This is a genomic window from Bacillus cereus group sp. BfR-BA-01347 (assembly GCF_022663835.1).
Classification (GTDB): Bacteria; Bacillota; Bacilli; order Bacillales; family Bacillaceae_G; genus Bacillus_A; species Bacillus_A thuringiensis_K.
The window spans coordinates 464,174-482,757 of sequence record NZ_JAKUGG010000002.1 but is presented as its reverse complement, the minus strand read 5'-3'; the positions used below and the strand labels follow the sequence as shown (position 1 = coordinate 482,757).

The window sequence follows — 18,584 nt, the reverse complement described above, 5'->3', positions numbered from 1 at the left end:
ATCATGTAGAATAAAAAGTGAGAATGTGAATAGGGGAGGAATGTAATAATGAAAGTATCTTATCATGGACATTCAGTTGTGAAAATTGAGGCGAATGGAAAAGTTATTTTAATTGACCCGTTTTTAACAGGTAATCCGAAAACAGATTTAAAAGCTGAAGATGTAAAAGTGGATGCAATTCTTTTATCGCATGGACACGGTGATCATGTTGGAGATACAGTAGAGCTTGCGAAGAAAAATAATGCAGTTGTTGTAGCGCCATTTGAATTAGCAACATTTTTAAGTTGGCAAGGTGTAAATACACACCCGATGCATATTGGTGGTTCACATGAATTTGACTTCGGAAAAGTGAAGTTTACACAAGCATTCCACGGCTCTAGTTATATTGATGAAGAAAATAAGACGATTACATATACAGGTATGCCAGCAGGTATTTTATTTACAGCAGAAGAGAAAACTGTATACCACGCAGGAGATACTGCACTATTCTCTGACATGAAGTTAATTGGGGAATTAAATAAAGTTGATCTAGCATTTTTACCAATTGGTGATAATTTCACAATGGGACCAGAAGATGCTGTACTAGCGGCAAAATGGATTAATGCGAAAACTGTTGTACCGATGCATTACAATACGTTCCCAGTTATTGAACAAGATCCATATCAATTTGTAGAAAAGCTACAAAATTGTACAGGGAAAGTATTAGAAGCTGGAGAAAGTATTACACTATAGAAAAGAAACCCTTCATTTGAAAAGAAAAGTGAAGGGTTTTTTACGTGTGTAGGACAGCTTTTAATGCTTGTATTTGTTTTGGTGATTCTTTTCTTTTGGTAAGTGGTTGTTCAGGTGTTTCATTCAATTCTATTGCAACCTTTTTCCCATCTACGAAAGCAAAAAATACAGCACCTACAACCTCTAAAAATTTTTTCATCATGTGTTCGCTCCTTTGTTTTATTTCTTGTCTTAATTGTATAGGTAATCAAGTGTACGAACTATCGAATGAGATGACGATAGCATTACATTGTTGTAATAGAATGACTGGTGGAATGTAAGAGTCATTTTGTTATAAAAAAAATAGTACAGGTATGCAAAGAGAGAGTGTAACAGTTTTGAAAATATAGTATACTAAAAGTACAACACATGAAGAATTTAGGGAAAAGAAAGTATGGTGAAACCATTTGGCTACCAAGCATAACCAAATTTTAGAACATATTAATAGCCTGCCAGTAGGCCATAAAATTTCTGTAAGACAAATTGCGAAAGATTTGAGTGTAAGTGAAGGGACCGCTTACCGTGCAATTAAAGATGCAGAAAATAAAGGATATGTTAGTACAATTGAACGTGTCGGAACAATTCGAATTGAACAAAAGAAGAAAGAAAATATCGAAAAACTGACATATGCAGAAGTCGTTAACATTGTCGATGGTCAAGTACTTGGGGGCAGAGAAGGACTACATAAAACATTAAATAAATTCGTAATCGGAGCTATGAAATTAGAAGCGATGATGCGCTATACAGAAGCTGGGAATTTACTCATTATTGGTAACCGTACGAATGCACATGAATTAGCGCTAGAAACTGGAGCTGCTGTATTAATTACGGGCGGGTTTGATACGGAAGATCATGTAAAGAAATTAGCAGACGAATTAAAGCTGCCGATTATTTCAAGTAGCTACGATACATTTACGGTTGCAACGTTAATTAACCGTGCAATTTATGACCAACTTATTAAGAAAGAAATTGTACTCGTTGAAGATATTTTAACGCCAATTGAAGAAACGTTATATTTAAGGCCGAGTGATACAGTACAGCAATGGCATGCGTATAACGAAGAGACAATGCACGGAAGATATCCAATCGTCGATGAAAATAACAAAGTGCTAGGAATCGTAACTTCAAAAGATATGATCGGTGTAGCGAAAGAAACACCAATTGATAAAGTAATGACAAAACACCCAATTACAGTGAACGGTAAAATGTCTGTCGCGGCTGCGGCACGTATGATGGTGTGGGAAGGAATTGAATTACTTCCTGTCGTTGAGGAAGGAAATAAGCTGCAAGGTATTATTAGCCGTCAAGATGTACTTCAGGCACTGCAAATGATTCAACGTCAGCCACAAGTTGGAGAAACAATTGATGATATTGTAACGAATCAATTTATGACGCCAAAAGAAGCGAGGAATGAGCATCTATATCAATTTTCGGTGACGCCACAAATGACGAACTCAATCGGAACGTTATCGTACGGTGTATTTGCAACAATTGTGACAGAAGCGACAAATCGCGTCATTCGTGCGCAAAAGAAAAGCGATTTAATTGTTGAAAACTTAACGATTTATTTCGTAAAGCCGGTTCAAATTGATAATGTTGTATCCGTTCATCCGAAAGTATTAGAAATTGGGCGTAAATTTGGTAAGGTCGATGTAGAGGTGCATCATGAAGGTAATGTTGTTGGAAAAGCATTACTTATGGTTCAGTTAATCGATAAATAAAAAGATGGGACAAATCGTTTTGATTTGTTCCATCTTTTTTGCTGTTTTACATTTGAAAGGCATGATTTTAGATGGGAGTTTTAGTGGAATATGTATGGGATGGAGTGGAAAAGTAACGTAATAAAAGACAGAATAGTAATTCAATTCCGTCGTATATTGTGTTATGATTATATTGTAAGAAAATGGATTTCTGAAAGGTGGTATGCATTATGTCGTCAGCCGTACTCTTTTTTTGTAGTATCGCACTATTTTACTTTCTTGTAATGATACCGATCCAATATTTATACTTACAAGGTTTACATGAAAAAAAGGAAAAGACAGGATTATCTCAGCGAGAGCTATATGAAAAAATGTCTTTTGGAGAAGAACAATTACATTTTCACGTACAAGGTAACCCATTTAATATACCATCTGCGTTTGTTGCATATATGATTTTGAAAGTTAGGGGACGTAAAAAAGCATCACAATATTGATGCTTTTTTATGTTGCTTCATAGACTTCGGCTTCTTTAACTGCTAATGGCAAGAAATGTTTGTATTGGCGAAATCCATTAAATACACTTGCACTACCAAATAGAATGAATAAAACACCAACGATAATACGAGCGGTTGAAAGTTCTAAAAAGAATTGGTTTATCCCGAAAAATAAAACGAATGAACCGAGTGCCATTGCGGATTTTCCTGAGAGCCAACCTTTTTCCATTGGGCGGTTTGTACGAAAGTATTTTGTTTTGTAAAAGATGTACAACATAAATGAGACGATAATACAGAAGACTAATACTGGCATAATGAACACTCCCATCGCTTTGTGAAAAATAATAGAAAAGAAAAAGAAATATCTAAACTTTCTAACTTTTATTATAAAGCAATTGTTCGCATGTATGAAATACTTTCCGTTATAATGGAGGATAAAGTGAAACTTTAATTAGTGTGGGGATGTTTCCATGCGCTAATGATTAGCCCCATCCATTGGGCTTTTACTGCACGTTAAAGTGAAGAAGTTGATTAAAAAGGAGATTATACATATGCATGAGCAAATTTTAGGAGCAATTAAAGAGTTTGATACAATTATTATTCATCGCCACGTGCGTCCGGATCCAGATGCGTTAGGTTCACAGGGTGGTCTTGGTACAATTCTACAAGAATCGTTTCCAGAGAAAAATATTTATACGATTGGGTACAATGAACCGTCACTAGCATACTTACGAGTAATGGATGATATTGAAGATAGTGTATACGAAAATGCGCTTGTTATTGTTTGTGATACTGCGAATCAAGAACGTGTTGACGATCAACGCTATACAAAAGGGAAGATGTTAATTAAAATTGATCATCATCCAAACGAAGATCCATATGGAGATATTACGTGGGTAGATACGACAGCGAGTTCTACAAGTGAAATGATTTATGAGTTTTATAACTATGGAAAAGATAAGGGGTTAAAAATAACAAAAGAAGCAGCCCGCCTTATTTTAGCAGGAATTGTTGGAGATACAGGTCGTTTCTTATTCCCAAATACGACAGCAAAAACACTTCGTTACGTAAGTGAGCTTGTTGACATGGGTGTGAAATTCACAGATTTATACAATGAAATGTATAAGACAAAAGAAAAAATTGCTCGTTTAAACGGTTATATTTTACAAAACTTTACGATGGTAGAAGAAGGAGCAGCTTACATTAAATTAACGAAAGAAGTATTAGAAGAGTTTGATGTACTTCCTTCTGAAGCATCTGGTGTTGTTGGAGCGCTTGGCAATATTGATGGATTAAAGGCGTGGGTTCTATTTTTAGAGGAAGACGACGTAATTCGTGTTCGTCTTCGTTCAAAAGGACCAGTTATAAACAAATTGGCAATGCAATATAACGGCGGAGGGCATCCGATGGCTTCTGGTGCCAAGGCATCTTCTTGGGAAGAAGCGGATCGTCTTTTTGCTGATTTACGTGAGATTTGTAAATAAGAGACTATATGTTAGAACGAAAAGAAGGAGCGGCGCTAAAGCCCTCCTTCTTTATTTTTCTTTCTCTATAGTTATGCTAATTTCAAGCACTGTATCAAAAGATATTGTATCGACTTTAAAACGGTATAGCCGATCGTAATGTTTGTACGTTTTATTTTCGATTACCTTTTTTAGCAGGTCTTTATTTTTTGCGATACTTTGAATGTTTTTCGTTAAAAGATGCTGGAGATCATTATGGATAGATGTAGTCATATTTTCGAGTGTAAGATTGTCTAAATCGTATTTTTCTCGATTGATAAGTTTTATTTTAATCTCTTGAATGGTTAAGAGTCGTTTATTTTCAGTGTTCAATTTTTCTTGATCTTCGAGAAGGACGTGGAGCTTTGCTTCTTGTTTTTCTATAATTTCTCTTTGTTCTGCTATTTTACTAGCTTGTTCTTCTTGAAAAACACCGTATATGTACAAAAAAATAAACCAGCTCAACACGCCTCCAACAGCAGCACCGGCTAATACTAAGTACCATCTTTTTGCTGTATTGGCACTTGGTACTCTCATACATGTTCCTGCGTTAGCCATTTAATAATAATGAGACCTGTTTGCATACCACCAGTTGCGAAAAAAATAAGGAGAATTTGTTTTACGATATCTTTCATATCTCCGCCAAAGAAACTTCTTTCAAAGCTATAAAAGGTATCGAATGTTCCACCGATTGCTGCAACGAGTGCCCAAATTCTTAAATTTTGGGCGAATTGATTAATGTAAGTTAGAGCTGGTTTTCCGATAAGAAACGCACCAAATCCACCAATTAATGAACCGCCAAGTATAACCCCAAAGGCAATAAAATAACTAATAATAAGCAGAGAGAAAAAAGTATGTTCTCTTACATCCATCGTCATTCCCCTTTCTTCTTCATATATATGGACAAAGTATAAGAAGTATGTTTTGATTTCCGCTTTCCTCATCACCTATAATAAAAGTAGTCAAATAGGTAAAGAGAGGGTACAACAGTGAAGTTTGTGCATTTACAATGTCAAACCGTTTTTAGTTTATTAAAAAGTGCTTGTAAAATTGATGAGCTTGTAGTCAGGGCGAAAGAACTCGGTTTTTCATCGCTGGCTATTACGGATGAAAATGTTATGTATGGCGTTATTCCGTTTTATAAAGCATGTAAGAAACATGGTATACAGCCTGTTATTGGATTAACCGCTTCTATTTTTAGTGAAGAAGAAGAAAGGTCTTATCCGCTTGTATTACTTGCTGAGAATGAAATAGGCTACCAAAATTTATTAAAGATTTCTAGCAGTATTATGACAAAGTCCAAAGAAGGTATTCCTAAGAAGTGGCTTGCGCATTATGCGAAAGGATTAATTGCAATTTCACCAGGTAAAGATGGCGAAATTGAGCAATTATTACTAGAAGACAATGAGAGTCAGGCTGAAGAAGTAGCTCGCACATATCAAAATATGTTCGGCCATTTTTATATGAGTTTGCAGCATCATGCGATTCAAGATGAGTTGCTTTTACAAGAGAAACTACCTGAATTTATTAGTAGGGTTAATATTCCAGTCGTTGCAACAAATGATGTGCGCTATATCAATCAAAGTGACGCGCTTGTTCATGAATGTTTACTATCTGTTGAAAGTGGAACGAAAATGACTGATCCAGATAGGCCGAGGCTGAAAACAGATCAGTATTATTTAAAGTCATCGGATGAAATGGAAGCACTATTTTCCCATGCGCCGGAAGCAATCAAAAATACAATAAAAATTGCAGAGCGTTGCCAAGTAGAAATACCGTTCCATGTAAATCAACTTCCGAAGTTTCCTGTTCCGTCTAATGAAACGAGTGATATATACTTGCGTCGTGTTTGTGAAGAAGGTTTGCGGAAACGATATGGTGCTCCGAAAGAAGTGCATATAAAGCGTTTGGATCATGAATTAAATGTTATTTCTCGTATGGGATTTAGTGATTATTTCCTCATCGTATGGGATTTTATGAAGTATGCACATGAAAATCATATTCTAACAGGACCAGGTCGTGGATCGGCAGCTGGTTCACTCGTTTCATACGTATTAGAAATTACAGATATTGATCCAATTGAATACGATCTATTATTTGAAAGGTTTTTAAATCCTGAACGTGTGACGCTTCCTGATATTGATATTGATTTTCCAGACGTAAGACGTGATGAGATGATTCGCTATGTGAAAGATAAATACGGTCAGCTCCGTGTTGCGCAAATTGTAACGTTTGGTACGCTTGCAGCAAAAGCGGCAATTAGAGACATTGCCCGCGTAATGGGGCTTCCGCCGCGAGATATTGATATATTTTCAAAACTTATCCCATCAAAGCTCGGTATAACGTTAAAAGATGCATATGAAGAATCACAATCACTTCGTGAGTTTATACAAGGGAATCTTCTACATGAGCGTGTGTTTGAAATCGCAAAACGTGTAGAAGGTTTACCACGTCATACGTCTATTCATGCGGCTGGTGTTATTATGAGTCAAGAACCGCTAACAGGCAGTGTAGCAATTCAAGAAGGACATAACGATGTTTATGTTACGCAATATCCAGCCGATGCGCTAGAAGAACTTGGGTTGCTTAAGATGGACTTTTTAGGATTACGTAATTTAACGTTACTTGAAAATATTATAAAATTTATCGCGAACAAAACAGGGAAAGAAATCGATATAAGAAACTTACCTCTTCAAGATGAAAAGACGTTCCAATTATTAGGGAGAGGGGATACAACAGGTGTATTCCAGCTTGAGTCAGGTGGTATGCGAAATGTACTTCGCGGGTTAAAACCGAATGAGTTTGAAGATATCGTAGCTGTTAACTCGTTATACAGACCAGGACCGATGGAACAGATACCGACTTTTATTGAATCGAAACATGGAAAAAGAAAAATTGAATATTTACATCCGGATTTAAAGCCAATTTTAGAAAGAACATACGGCGTCATTGTATACCAAGAACAAATTATGCAAATTGCATCGAAGTTAGCAGGTTTTTCGCTTGGTGAAGCAGATTTACTGCGCCGTGCGGTGAGTAAAAAAAATCGTGATATTTTAGATCAGGAACGTAAGCATTTCGTCCAAGGATGTTTGCGAAATGGATACGATGAGACATCCGCAGAGAAAATTTATGATTTAATTGTAAGATTTGCGAATTACGGTTTTAACCGAAGTCACGCTGTAGCTTACAGTATGATTGGATATCAGCTTGCCTATTTGAAAGCGAATTATACGCTGGAATTTATGACGGCATTATTATCAAGCGCAATTGGAAATGAAGATAAGATTGTACAGTATATACGAGAAACGAAGCGGAAAGGTTTTCACGTTTTGCCGCCGTCTCTTCAGAGGAGTGGTTACAACTTCCAAATAGAAGGGAATGCGATACGTTACAGTTTACTTTCGATCCGAAATATTGGAATGGCTACAGTGACGGCATTATTAGAAGAACGAGAGAAAAAAATGTTCGAAGATTTATTTGAGTTTTGTCTCCGTATGCCGTCAAAGTTCGTAACGGAGCGTAATTTAGAAGCTTTCGTCTGGTCGGGATGTTTTGACGATTTTGGTGTTTCGAGAACGAATTTATGGAAAAGTATTAAAGGGGCGTTAGAGTACGCGAATCTCGCACGTGATTTAGGAGATGCTGTTCCAAAATCGAAATATGTACAAGGAGAAGAGTTATCTTTTATTGAACAACTAAATAAAGAGAAGGAAGCACTTGGCTTTTATTTATCAAGTTATCCAACAGCGCAGTATGTGAAGTTAGCAAAAGAATTAGAAATTCCATCTCTCGCTCAGGCGATGCGAAACAAGAAAAAAGTACAAAGAGCGATTGTGTATATAACAAGTGTGAGAGTGATTCGTACGAAAAAGTTTCAAAAGATGGCATTTATTACATTCTGTGATCAAAATGATGAAATGGAAGCGGTCCTCTTCCCGGAAACGTATATACATTTCTCGGATAAGTTGCAAGAAGGAGCAATTGTTTTAGTTGACGGTACGATTGAGCTAAGAAATCATAAGCTGCAATGGATTGTAAATGGACTATATCCGCTAGAGGAAATGGATGTTTATGAAGAAAAGAAAGACGCATCTGTTTACGTGAAATTGCCATCTCAGTATGAGAAAAAGCTTTTAAATCAGGTTACGAAAATATTGTTCGACTATTCAGGTTTTGCGAAAGTACTAATTTATTATGAAAAGGAACATAAAATGGTACAATTATCTCGGAGTTTATCGATTCATCCAAGTGAAGAATGTTTAGGAGCACTTCGTGAAATTGTCGGGGAAGAAAATGTAGTTGTGAAAATATAATGGACAATTTCCCTACACTTCGATTATTATAGTAGTAGTGTTCGTGGTCAGACCACTTGGAGAAATTGATATCAGCAAGAATAATTTGAGGAGAGTGGATAGTTTGTCAACACTTCGTGAAGAAGCACTTCACATGCATAAAGTGCATCAAGGAAAATTAGAAACTGTATCAAAAGTAAAAGTAGAAAATGCAAAAGATTTAAGTCTTGCATATTCTCCAGGGGTTGCAGAACCTTGTAAAGAAATTTATGACGATAAAAGTAAGGTATATGAATATACGATGAAGGGAAATATGGTAGCAGTTGTGACAGATGGAACAGCTGTACTTGGTCTTGGTAACATTGGACCTGAAGCATCTCTTCCAGTAATGGAAGGTAAAGCTGTATTATTCAAGAGCTTTGCTGGTGTAGATGCATTCCCAATTGCCTTAAATACAAACGATGTAGATAAAATTGTTGAAACTGTAAAATTAATGGAGCCAACTTTTGGCGGCGTTAACTTAGAAGATATCGCAGCACCAAACTGCTTCATTATTGAAGAGCGTTTGAAAAAAGAAACAAATATTCCTATCTTCCATGATGATCAACACGGAACAGCTATCGTAACAGTAGCAGGTCTTGTAAATGCACTGAAATTAGTTGGAAAGAAAATGTCTGACATTAAAGTTGTCGCAAATGGCGCAGGTGCAGCAGGTATTGCAATTATTAAACTTTTATATCGCTATGGTGTACGCGACATTATTATGTGTGACCGTAAAGGCGCAATCTATGATGGTCGTCCTACAGGTATGAATCCGGTGAAGGATGAAGTTGCAAAATATACAAATAAGAATCGTATAGAAGGTTCTTTAGCTGATGTTGTACAAGGTGCGGACGTATTCATTGGTGTGTCTGCAGAAGGTGCATTAACAGAAGAGATGGTTCGTACAATGAATGACGATGCGATTATTTTTGCAATGGCGAATCCAGTTCCAGAAATTATGCCAGAATTGGCAAAAGCAGCGGGCGCAGCTGTTGTTGGAACAGGTCGTTCTGACTTCCCGAACCAAGTAAATAATGTACTAGCGTTCCCTGGTATTTTCCGCGGTGCACTTGACGTACATGCGACACAAATTAACGAAGAAATGAAGATGGCAGCTGTACAGGCTATTGCTGAGCTTGTAGCAGAAGATGAGTTAAATGCAGACTATATCATTCCGGCGCCATTTGACGCGCGTGTAGCGCCTCAAGTAGCGGCTTACGTTGCAAAAGCAGCAATGGAGACAGGAGTAGCTCGCCGTCAAGTAGATCCAAATGAGATCGCTGAAAAAACAAAACAATTAGCGCTGATTGGTAAAGAATAAGCGAGGAATTTCCATTGACATCATCAAATACAAAAGTATATCTCGAAATTGTAAAAAAAATCCGTTCCATTATGGAAGAGGATGGTTTGGTAGCGGGGGATCGTTTGCCGTCTGAGCGTGAGTTAAGTTCACGCTTAAACGTAGGACGTTCCTCTGTAAGAGAAGCATTGCGTGCTTTAGAACTGGTAGGATTGATTGAAACGAGACGTGGTGAAGGGACGTTTATTCGAAACTTTTATGATAACGGTCTTGTACAATTAATTGCTCCGTTCTTATTGCAAGATGAGAAAACAATTCGTGATTTATTACAAACGAAACGATTACTTGAGAAAGATATGATTCGAATTGTATGTAATTTACCGAAAGAAATGTTTTCTAAAGTACTAAGTAGATTACACCAAGTACTTGAAGGAAATGAAAGCTCAATCCCAACGCTTCATCAAACGTTCTTTAAAACCCTTATTGAACAAGTCGATAATTATTTACTATATCGCATTTGGATGATCGTAAATGATTACGTAGCAACTCTTTCTTGTAAAGTTTCAAGAGATTCTATCAATATGTATAGAAAGCTTTATGCTACTTTGGAAGAAAAACAAGAAAATGATGCACTAAAAATTTACGATGAATTAGTAGAGAATATACAGTTTCACTCGTAATGTATAAAATTTGTCGAAATGACCATGACACGTTATGACAAACATTCTACCGCATAGCGGTTAAAGTTAAACGTAAAGAGTGAGGTTATTAGACAGATTGAGAAGATAAGGCTAACATCAAACTTTGGTGTTAGCCCCATTTTCTTCTTACGCTAACCTTAGCTCTCAACGAAGGGGGTCAAATTGTGCTAAGAGATTTATTCGTGAAAAAGAAAAAGTACGCTGCAATACCTTCAGAACAAGTACGAAAAGATGTACCAGATGGCGTTATGACAAAATGTCCGGAATGTAAAAAAATCATGTATACGAAAGAACTTCTAAAAAATTTAAAAGTATGTGTGAATTGTGGATATCATCATCCTATGAATGCATGGGAACGTCTTGATAGTATATTGGACGAAGGGTCATTCCGTGAGTATGACAAAGAAATGGTTTCATTAAATCCACTCGAGTTTCCAGGTTATGAAGAGAAACTAGAGAGCGATCGTAAGAAGACTGAATTGAACGAAGCGGTTGTAACTGGTGAAGGAACAATTGATGACATGCTTGTTGTTGTTGCAGTAATGGATTCTCGTTTTCGAATGGGGAGCATGGGCTCTGTGGTAGGAGAAAAAATCGCCCGTGCGGTTGAAAAGGCGTACGACTTACAAGTTCCATTTATTATCTTTACTGCTTCGGGTGGTGCCCGTATGCAAGAAGGTATATTAAGTTTAATGCAAATGGCAAAAACAAGCGTAGCTTTGAAAAAGCATAGTAATGCAGGAGGATTATTTATTTCTGTTATGACTCACCCAACGACGGGCGGGGTTTCAGCGAGTTTCGCTTCACTTGGTGATTATAATCTTGCAGAACCAGGTGCACTTATCGGATTTGCTGGTAGACGTGTAATTGAACAAACGGTGCGTGAGAAACTACCAGAAGATTTCCAAACAGCAGAATTCTTACTAGATCATGGTCAATTAGATGCGGTGGTGCATCGTGATGATATGAGAGAATCACTTCGCAAGATTTTAGAAGTTCATCAAGGAGGGGAAATGGCTGTATGGCAGAGCTAGAATTTGAAAAACCAGTTGTTGAGCTAAGAAATAAGATTCGTGAACTGAAAGACTATACGAAAAACAGCCAGATGGACTTCAGTGAGGAGATTCGTATTTTGGAAGAAAAGCTAGAAAATTTAGAGGAAGATATATACGGCAATCTGAAAGTATGGGACCGTGTTCAAATTGCTCGTCATGCAGAACGACCGACAACGCTCGATTATATTGAGCACTTATTTACTGATTTTTTCGAATGTCATGGAGATCGTCTATTTGGCGATGATGCAGCGATTGTCGGCGGCATTGCGAAATATAAAGGGATGCCTGTAACTGTAATTGGGCATCAGCGCGGAAAAGATACGAAAGAAAATATTCGCCGTAACTTTGGAATGCCTCATCCAGAAGGATATCGAAAAGCATTACGTTTAATGAAGCAGGCGGAAAAGTTCAATCGTCCTATTATTTGTTTTATTGATACAAAAGGAGCTTATCCTGGTAAGGCTGCTGAAGAACGTGGTCAAAGTGAAGCTATCGCCCGCAATTTATTTGAAATGGCAGGTTTAACGGTACCTGTTATTTGTATCGTTATCGGCGAAGGTGGTAGTGGTGGTGCGTTAGGCCTTGGAGTTGGAGATTACATTCATATGCTAGAAAATTCCACTTATTCTGTTATTACACCAGAGGGTGCAGCGGCAATTCTTTGGAAAGATGCAGGAAAAGCAAAGGAAGCTGCAGAGGCAATGAAAATTACAGCAGCAGATTTGAAAGAATTAGGTGTAATTGACGAAATTATTCCAGAAACAAGAGGTGGAGCTCACCGTAATATTTTGAAACAGTCAGAAAATATAGACTTAATGATTCGGAAAACTTTTGAACAATTAAACGGAATTTCGAAAGATGAATTAATCGAGAAACGTTATGAAAAATATATGAAAATTGGGCAAGTTTCGTTTTCAAACGCTTCCATTTGGATAAAATAAGAAAAGCGTGCGTTCCACTTCGCGAATGCACGTTTTTATTATGAAAAGACACATCTTCTCCATTGTATTTTTATATTTTTTCGTGTTATTTTATTATAAGGCAAATAATCTTTATGAGGTGAGTACAAATGAAACGTATTGGTGTATTAACAAGTGGTGGAGATTCACCTGGTATGAATGCTGCCATTCGTGCAGTTGTTCGTAAAGCGATTTTCCATGATATTGAAGTGTATGGTATTTACCATGGATACGCTGGATTAATTTCTGGTCACATTGAAAAATTAGAACTTGGTTCTGTTGGCGATATTATCCACCGCGGTGGTACAAAATTATATACAGCAAGATGTCCTGAGTTTAAAGATCCAGAAGTACGACTAAAAGGTATCGAGCAATTAAAGAAACACGGTATCGAAGGACTTGTTGTTATTGGTGGAGATGGTTCTTACCAAGGCGCTAAAAAATTAACTGAACAAGGATTCCCATGTGTTGGTGTACCAGGTACAATCGACAATGATATCCCTGGAACAGACTTCACAATTGGTTTCGATACAGCTTTAAACACTGTTATTGATGCAATTGATAAAATTCGTGACACAGCTACATCTCATGAACGTACATATGTTATCGAAGTAATGGGACGTCACGCTGGTGATATCGCATTATGGGCTGGTTTAGCTGATGGTGCGGAAACAATCTTAATTCCAGAAGAAGAGTATGACATGGATGATGTTATCGCTCGTCTGAAGCGTGGTAGTGAACGTGGTAAAAAACACAGTATTATCGTTGTAGCTGAAGGTGTTGGAAGTGCAATTGACATCGGTAAGCACATTGAAGAAGCAACAAACTTTGATACTCGTGTAACTGTATTAGGTCACGTACAACGTGGTGGATCGCCAAGTGCACAAGACCGTGTATTAGCAAGTCGTCTTGGCGCAAGAGCAGTTGAATTATTGATTGCTGGTAAAGGCGGACGTTGTGTAGGTATTCAAGATAACAAACTTGTTGATCATGACATTATCGAAGCGTTAGCTCAAAAGCATACAATCGATAAAGATATGTATCAATTATCTAAAGAATTATCCATCTAATCGGCGTAATGTCAGATATTTGGGAACGGTTTCATAATTTTCGGAGGTGCAATATGCGTAAAACTAAAATTGTATGTACTATAGGTCCTGCTAGTGAAAGTATTGAAAAATTAGAGCAATTAATCGAAGCAGGTATGAACGTTGCTCGTTTAAACTTCTCTCATGGTAGCCATGAAGAGCACGGAGCTCGTATTAAAAACATTCGTGAAGCTTCAAAGAAAACTGGTAAAACAGTTGGTATCTTACTTGATACAAAAGGTCCAGAAATCCGTACTCACGACTTCGTAGACGGACAAGCTGAGCTTGTAACAGGTGCAGAAGTAGTTCTTTCTACTGAGCAAGTATTAGGTACTGCAGAGAAGTTCTCTGTATCTTATGCTGGTCTTTATGACGATGTAGACCCAGGTTCTCGCATTCTAATCGATGACGGTCTTATCGAACTAGAAGTAATCGAAAAAGCTGACGGAAACATCCGTACAAAAGTTCTTAACAGCGGAACTGTAAAAAATAAAAAAGGTGTTAACGTACCAAACGTAAGCATTAAGCTTCCTGGTATCACTGAAAAAGACGTAAAAGATATCATCTTCGGTATCGAGCAAAAAGTTGATTTCATCGCAGCTTCATTCGTACGTAAAGCGTCTGACGTATTAGAAATCCGTGAATTATTAGAAGAGCATAACGCTCAATACATCCAAATCGTACCAAAAATCGAAAACCAAGAAGGTATCGACAACATCGATTCAATCTTAGAAGTTTCTGACGGTTTAATGGTAGCTCGTGGTGACATGGGTGTGGAAATTCCACCAGAAGAAGTACCATTAGTACAAAAACGTCTAATTAAAAAATGTAACGTGTTAGGTAAACCGGTTATTACTGCAACACAAATGTTAGATTCTATGCAACGTAACCCACGTCCAACTCGTGCGGAAGCAAGTGACGTAGCTAACGCAATCTTTGATGGTACAGATGCAATCATGCTTTCAGGTGAAACAGCTGCTGGACAATACCCAGTAGAAGCAGTAACAATGATGGCTAACATTGCGGTACGTGTTGAAAAATCATTACAATATGAAGATATGTTCAAAAAACGTATTAAAGAGTTCACTCCAACAATTACAGATGCAATTAGCCAATCTGTTGCGCATACAGCACTTGCTCTTGATGTAGCTGCAATCGTAGCTCCAACAGAAAGTGGATATACTGCAAAAATGATCTCTAAATACCGTCCAAAATCTCCAATCGTAGCTGTAACATCTGACGAGCAAGTAGGACGTCGTCTTGCACTTGTTTGGGGTGTACAAGCATTTATGGCTGAGGAGCGCGCGGCTTCAACTGACGAAATGTTAGATACAGCAATTCAAACAGGTATGGATGCAGGTCTAATCGGACTTGGAGATACTGTAGTGATTACTGCTGGTGTACCAGTTGCTGAAACTGGTACAACAAACTTAATGAAAATCCACGTTGTCGGTGAAGAAATTGCTAAAGGACAAGGAATCGGTCGTAAAGCTGCAAAAGGTAAAGTGGTTGTAGCAAAAACAGCTGCTGAAGCTGTAGCGAACGTAAACGAAGGTGATATCCTTGTTACAACAAGCACTGATAAAGATATGATTCCTGCCATCGAAAAAGCTGCGGCTTTAGTTGTAGAAGAAGGTGGCTTAACAAGCCATGCAGCTGTTGTAGGCGTATCAATCGGTATTCCTGTTATCGTTGGTGTAAACGGCGTAACAGCAACTTTAAAAAATGGCCAAGAAGTAACAGTTGATGCAGCACGCGGAATTGTTTATAATGGACATGCGGAAGTGCTATAAGTAATACAGAGAGAAGGATCGGAGTCCTTCTCTTTTTTTTACACAAAAACGAGATAGAATTAGCTTAAAGCGCCTAGGATTGCTTTTAAAAGCTGTTTGTTATGGGTTTTAATATGAAAGGGTATCTATATTTCATATGATGTATGTAGGCGTTGTGAGGGCATTAAAAGTGAGTTGTGAGAGAGGTGTAGAACTATGAAGTGGTTACTATTCTTGTTTATTTTAATACCGGCGATTGAGATTACGGTCTTAATTGGATCAAGCCATGTAATAGGTTTATGGTCTACGTTCGCTATGATTGTATTTACAGGTGTTGTAGGTGTGTATTTGGCGAAAAGACAAGGGTTTAAAGTGCTTAGAGAGATTCAATCTAAGTTGAATAGAGGGGAAATGCCAGGTGAGGCAGTACTAGATGGTATTTTTGTATTTGTAGGAGGCGTTCTCTTGGTGCTTCCTGGGTATGTGACAGATGTGCTAGGGTTTATCTGCGTGATTCCTATTACGAGAGCTTTATTGAAGCCTCTTGTTATGAAGTGGATGGAATGGAAATTTAGAAAGAACTCTACTATTATCATTCAGAAATAGCACTTAGATTGTAGAAATCTAAGTGCTATTTCTTGTCTTGTAAGAGGAGAAGAACTTTTTGATTGAAGCTTTGCTTTACCTCGCTATTTGTGGGGGATTTCTACCTCAAAGCTGGGCTGCTTGTAAGTGTCTGATGTGGGGTGAATGATGAGTGGGGATGAACAAAACGTCCGCTTATTATATTTGTTATATAATTTTCGTTTGAACTCTTGTTGTACTTCGATTAAACTTGTGATTTTTTAGTGCTATTTATTTAGATGAATAAGATGGAGGGGAGTGCTGTTAAATTAAAGTTTTGCTTTTGTATATAAAGGGACGATTGGTGTAAAGAATTCATATAAAAAGGCGGAAATTGTTAGTTGAAGTCTTATTTTATGCTGTTTTGTATATTTATTCATTTACATAAAAAGTAATAAATGTAAATAATAATTATAAAATAAATAGAATAAATATGTAAAAACACCACGAAATATGCGTTTTTTATGCAAAAAAACAAGAGAATTATCTTTTTTGAGTGCAATTCTCTTGTTTTATGTAATGAGTATGAAAAATAAGTACAAGGAATAATCAGTGGGAATTTCCCACTGATTACATGTAAGTTTTTTGTTGTGTATGAATTAGAAACTATTATTTTGAAGGTGAACCTTTAATATATTTCCACAAGTCATGGAAGACATTAGCTTTGTGTAATGTATTAAGTAGTACTAAGGTGACTGGACCGATGATTAACCCTAAAAAGCCAAAAAGTTTAAAGCCGACAAATAGAGCGACGAGTGTTGCTAATGGATCGAGACCGATGTTAGATGAAAGTACTTTCGGCTCCATAATTTGTCTTTGGACAATCACGACGATGTATAAAATGAGAAGACCAATGGCGAATGCGGTATCGCCAGTGAAAAATACGTATATAACCCATGGAACAAAGACTGCGCCTGTTCCTAAATATGGTAGTAAATCTACAACCCCTGTAATAATCGCGATAGTAATGGCGTATGGTACGCGTAATATTAAAAGCCCGATTAGTACAATGACAGTTGTCATAGATACGAGTGTAAGTTGTGCTTTCACAAAACCAAACAAAGCTTTTCTTAAGTCGACAAAAATAGTTTTTCCATAGCCATGTACACGATTCGGTAGCAATTTTCTTGCTTTCTGAGCAAGACGGTGCCAATCGTAACTAATGAAGAAAGTGGCTAATAAAATGAATACAAGGACAGTTAAAGTTGTTGGCAGTGCACTAATGAAATTCGTTAACCCGCTTATAATGGTGGTTAAAAGTTCTTTCATTTGTGTTGTCGCTTCTGTTCCTAAGTTTTGAATGTTTTGTGTAATTGTATAGCGCTGTGGTTCTCCAAGATGATTAAATTTAGAGATTAAATCATCGTAGAGAGGCATAATATGATTAAGTGCAAATTGCTGAGCGAATGTAACGATATCTGGAAACTTTACTGTAACAAGTTGTAGTAAGTATGTTGTGGCAGATATTGCTTCAGTCACAAGATATGTAACAAGTCCAACGATAGCTCCAAATACGAGAATTAAGCTAACGAGTACTGCTAGTGCGCGAGGAAATTGTAGTTTTTGATTAAGGAAATTGACGACAGGATTAATCAAATAAGCAAATGCAAAAGCGATAATAAAAGGATAGATAAGCCCTGATATGTATAGTAATACATAGAACCCAGCTACCGTTGCTACAATGACAAATATGAGTCGTAATATCATATATAGTAAGTTTCGGTTCAAAGATGTATACCTCCCATTCCGATTTGGATTATCCTAATTCGTTCAACTTATAACGAGTGTGCCCCACTGATTAAAGTTTCACTTTACCCCGCATTAACGGGCAGTAAAGCTCCTATCAAAAGTGCGGCTGGATCAAAGGAGTTAGATGGCGATAAACTGCCCGTAAAAGCCCGATTGGTTCAACTAATAATCAGTGGAAAATGCCCCACTGATTAAAGTTTCACTTTATGTTATAGTGGAATGATGGATTTTTCCTGCTTTTTCAGTATGTGAGTGACTGTGAAAGCTTGGTGTTGATGCTTCTACTATATGGTAAAAACTTCATTTTCTCTTCTTTTTATTTTACCTGTTTCTAATTAGAAAAGAAAGAAGAGACGCCCGTTTTTAAAAATGTATACATGCTTAAATTTTGATGGTGAAAGTCTCAGTTTGTCATTTTAAAATACATAAAAAATGAAGTGATTCATGTTGAATAGGCATCGATATAGCATGTATAACGATAGGTTTAAAGGTATTTTTGTTTGGAAATGAGTTCATTATTTTCAGAAAGGAA

The 18,584-nt window shown here is 37.1% G+C and carries 17 protein-coding genes; 12 read left to right on the top strand and 5 right to left on the bottom strand.

Going from position 1 to position 18,584, the window contains the following annotated elements:
- The first annotated feature begins 48 nt into the window (after nucleotides 1-48).
- On the top strand, nucleotides 49-732 hold the full coding sequence (locus MR143_RS05785) for a metal-dependent hydrolase (protein ID WP_000868924.1): 684 nt from the start codon (nucleotides 49-51) through the stop codon (nucleotides 730-732).
- A gap of 40 nt (nucleotides 733-772) precedes the next feature.
- Here the strand turns inward: MR143_RS05785 and MR143_RS05780 are convergent, their stop codons facing one another.
- On the bottom strand, nucleotides 773-934 hold the full coding sequence (locus MR143_RS05780) for a hypothetical protein (RefSeq protein WP_000976015.1): 162 nt from the start codon (nucleotides 932-934) through the stop codon (nucleotides 773-775).
- Between the two features lie 244 nt (nucleotides 935-1,178).
- Between MR143_RS05780 and MR143_RS05775 the strand changes: the two genes are divergently transcribed.
- Both MR143_RS05775 and MR143_RS05770 read left to right on the top strand, forming a co-directional pair.
- On the top strand, nucleotides 1,179-2,492 hold the full coding sequence (locus MR143_RS05775) for a CBS domain-containing protein (protein WP_000201574.1): 1,314 nt from the start codon (nucleotides 1,179-1,181) through the stop codon (nucleotides 2,490-2,492).
- Between the two features lie 209 nt (nucleotides 2,493-2,701).
- Nucleotides 2,702-2,965 (top strand): DUF3949 domain-containing protein, encoded by a 264-nt coding sequence (locus MR143_RS05770; protein ID WP_000093043.1) that lies wholly within the window; start codon nucleotides 2,702-2,704, stop codon nucleotides 2,963-2,965.
- A gap of 7 nt (nucleotides 2,966-2,972) precedes the next feature.
- On the opposite strand, the gene MR143_RS05765 is transcribed toward MR143_RS05770, so the two are convergent.
- Nucleotides 2,973-3,278, bottom strand: coding sequence for a YtpI family protein (locus MR143_RS05765; protein ID WP_001144757.1), 306 nt, complete (start codon nucleotides 3,276-3,278; stop codon nucleotides 2,973-2,975).
- Between the two features lie 238 nt (nucleotides 3,279-3,516).
- Here MR143_RS05765 and MR143_RS05760 point away from each other — a divergent pair, with 238 nt between their 5' ends.
- Nucleotides 3,517-4,449 carry a DHH family phosphoesterase gene (locus MR143_RS05760; RefSeq protein ID WP_000545130.1) on the top strand — a complete coding sequence of 311 codons (933 nt, stop codon included), beginning with the start codon at nucleotides 3,517-3,519 and terminating at the stop codon, nucleotides 4,447-4,449.
- A gap of 51 nt (nucleotides 4,450-4,500) precedes the next feature.
- On the opposite strand, the gene ytrI is transcribed toward MR143_RS05760, so the two are convergent.
- Entirely contained in the window at nucleotides 4,501-5,004 is a 504-nt protein-coding gene (gene ytrI / locus MR143_RS05755) for a sporulation membrane protein YtrI (RefSeq protein ID WP_001265736.1), read from the bottom strand.
- Nucleotides 5,001-5,414, bottom strand: coding sequence for a YtrH family sporulation protein (locus tag MR143_RS05750; protein WP_002005839.1), 414 nt, complete (start codon nucleotides 5,412-5,414; stop codon nucleotides 5,001-5,003). The genes ytrI and MR143_RS05750 overlap by 4 nt, the downstream gene beginning before the upstream one ends.
- 42 nt (nucleotides 5,415-5,456) lie before the next feature.
- Between MR143_RS05750 and dnaE the strand changes: the two genes are divergently transcribed.
- From dnaE to MR143_RS05710, 8 genes are all read left to right on the top strand, one after another.
- Nucleotides 5,457-8,783, top strand: coding sequence for a DNA polymerase III subunit alpha (gene dnaE, locus MR143_RS05745; protein ID WP_000673719.1), 3,327 nt, complete (start codon nucleotides 5,457-5,459; stop codon nucleotides 8,781-8,783).
- Nucleotides 8,784-8,916: 133 nt separating this feature from the next.
- Nucleotides 8,917-10,125 carry an NADP-dependent malic enzyme gene (ystJ, locus tag MR143_RS05740; protein WP_161508111.1) on the top strand — a complete coding sequence of 403 codons (1,209 nt, stop codon included), beginning with the start codon at nucleotides 8,917-8,919 and terminating at the stop codon, nucleotides 10,123-10,125.
- A gap of 14 nt (nucleotides 10,126-10,139) precedes the next feature.
- Complete coding sequence (locus MR143_RS05735; protein ID WP_000204432.1) at nucleotides 10,140-10,784, top strand: FadR/GntR family transcriptional regulator; 645 nt, start codon at nucleotides 10,140-10,142, stop codon at nucleotides 10,782-10,784.
- A gap of 185 nt (nucleotides 10,785-10,969) precedes the next feature.
- Nucleotides 10,970-11,839 (top strand): acetyl-CoA carboxylase, carboxyltransferase subunit beta, encoded by an 870-nt coding sequence (accD, locus tag MR143_RS05730; protein ID WP_000942856.1) that lies wholly within the window; start codon nucleotides 10,970-10,972, stop codon nucleotides 11,837-11,839.
- A complete protein-coding gene (gene accA, locus MR143_RS05725; RefSeq protein WP_000818809.1) occupies nucleotides 11,827-12,801 on the top strand; it encodes an acetyl-CoA carboxylase carboxyl transferase subunit alpha in 975 nt (324 codons plus the stop codon). Before accD ends, accA begins: the two co-directional genes overlap by 13 nt.
- A 128-nt stretch (nucleotides 12,802-12,929) precedes the next feature.
- On the top strand, nucleotides 12,930-13,889 hold the full coding sequence (pfkA, locus tag MR143_RS05720) for a 6-phosphofructokinase (RefSeq protein ID WP_000821157.1): 960 nt from the start codon (nucleotides 12,930-12,932) through the stop codon (nucleotides 13,887-13,889).
- 53 nt (nucleotides 13,890-13,942) lie between these two features.
- On the top strand, nucleotides 13,943-15,700 hold the full coding sequence (pyk, locus tag MR143_RS05715; RefSeq protein WP_001232670.1) for a pyruvate kinase: 1,758 nt from the start codon (nucleotides 13,943-13,945) through the stop codon (nucleotides 15,698-15,700).
- A gap of 195 nt (nucleotides 15,701-15,895) precedes the next feature.
- A complete protein-coding gene (locus tag MR143_RS05710) occupies nucleotides 15,896-16,285 on the top strand; it encodes an FxsA family protein (protein WP_000871639.1) in 390 nt (129 codons plus the stop codon).
- Between the two features lie 627 nt (nucleotides 16,286-16,912).
- Here the strand turns inward: MR143_RS05710 and ytvI are convergent.
- Entirely contained in the window at nucleotides 16,913-18,031 is a 1,119-nt protein-coding gene (gene ytvI, locus MR143_RS05705; protein ID WP_001081382.1) for a sporulation integral membrane protein YtvI, read from the bottom strand.
- Nucleotides 18,032-18,584: the final 553 nt, after the last annotated feature.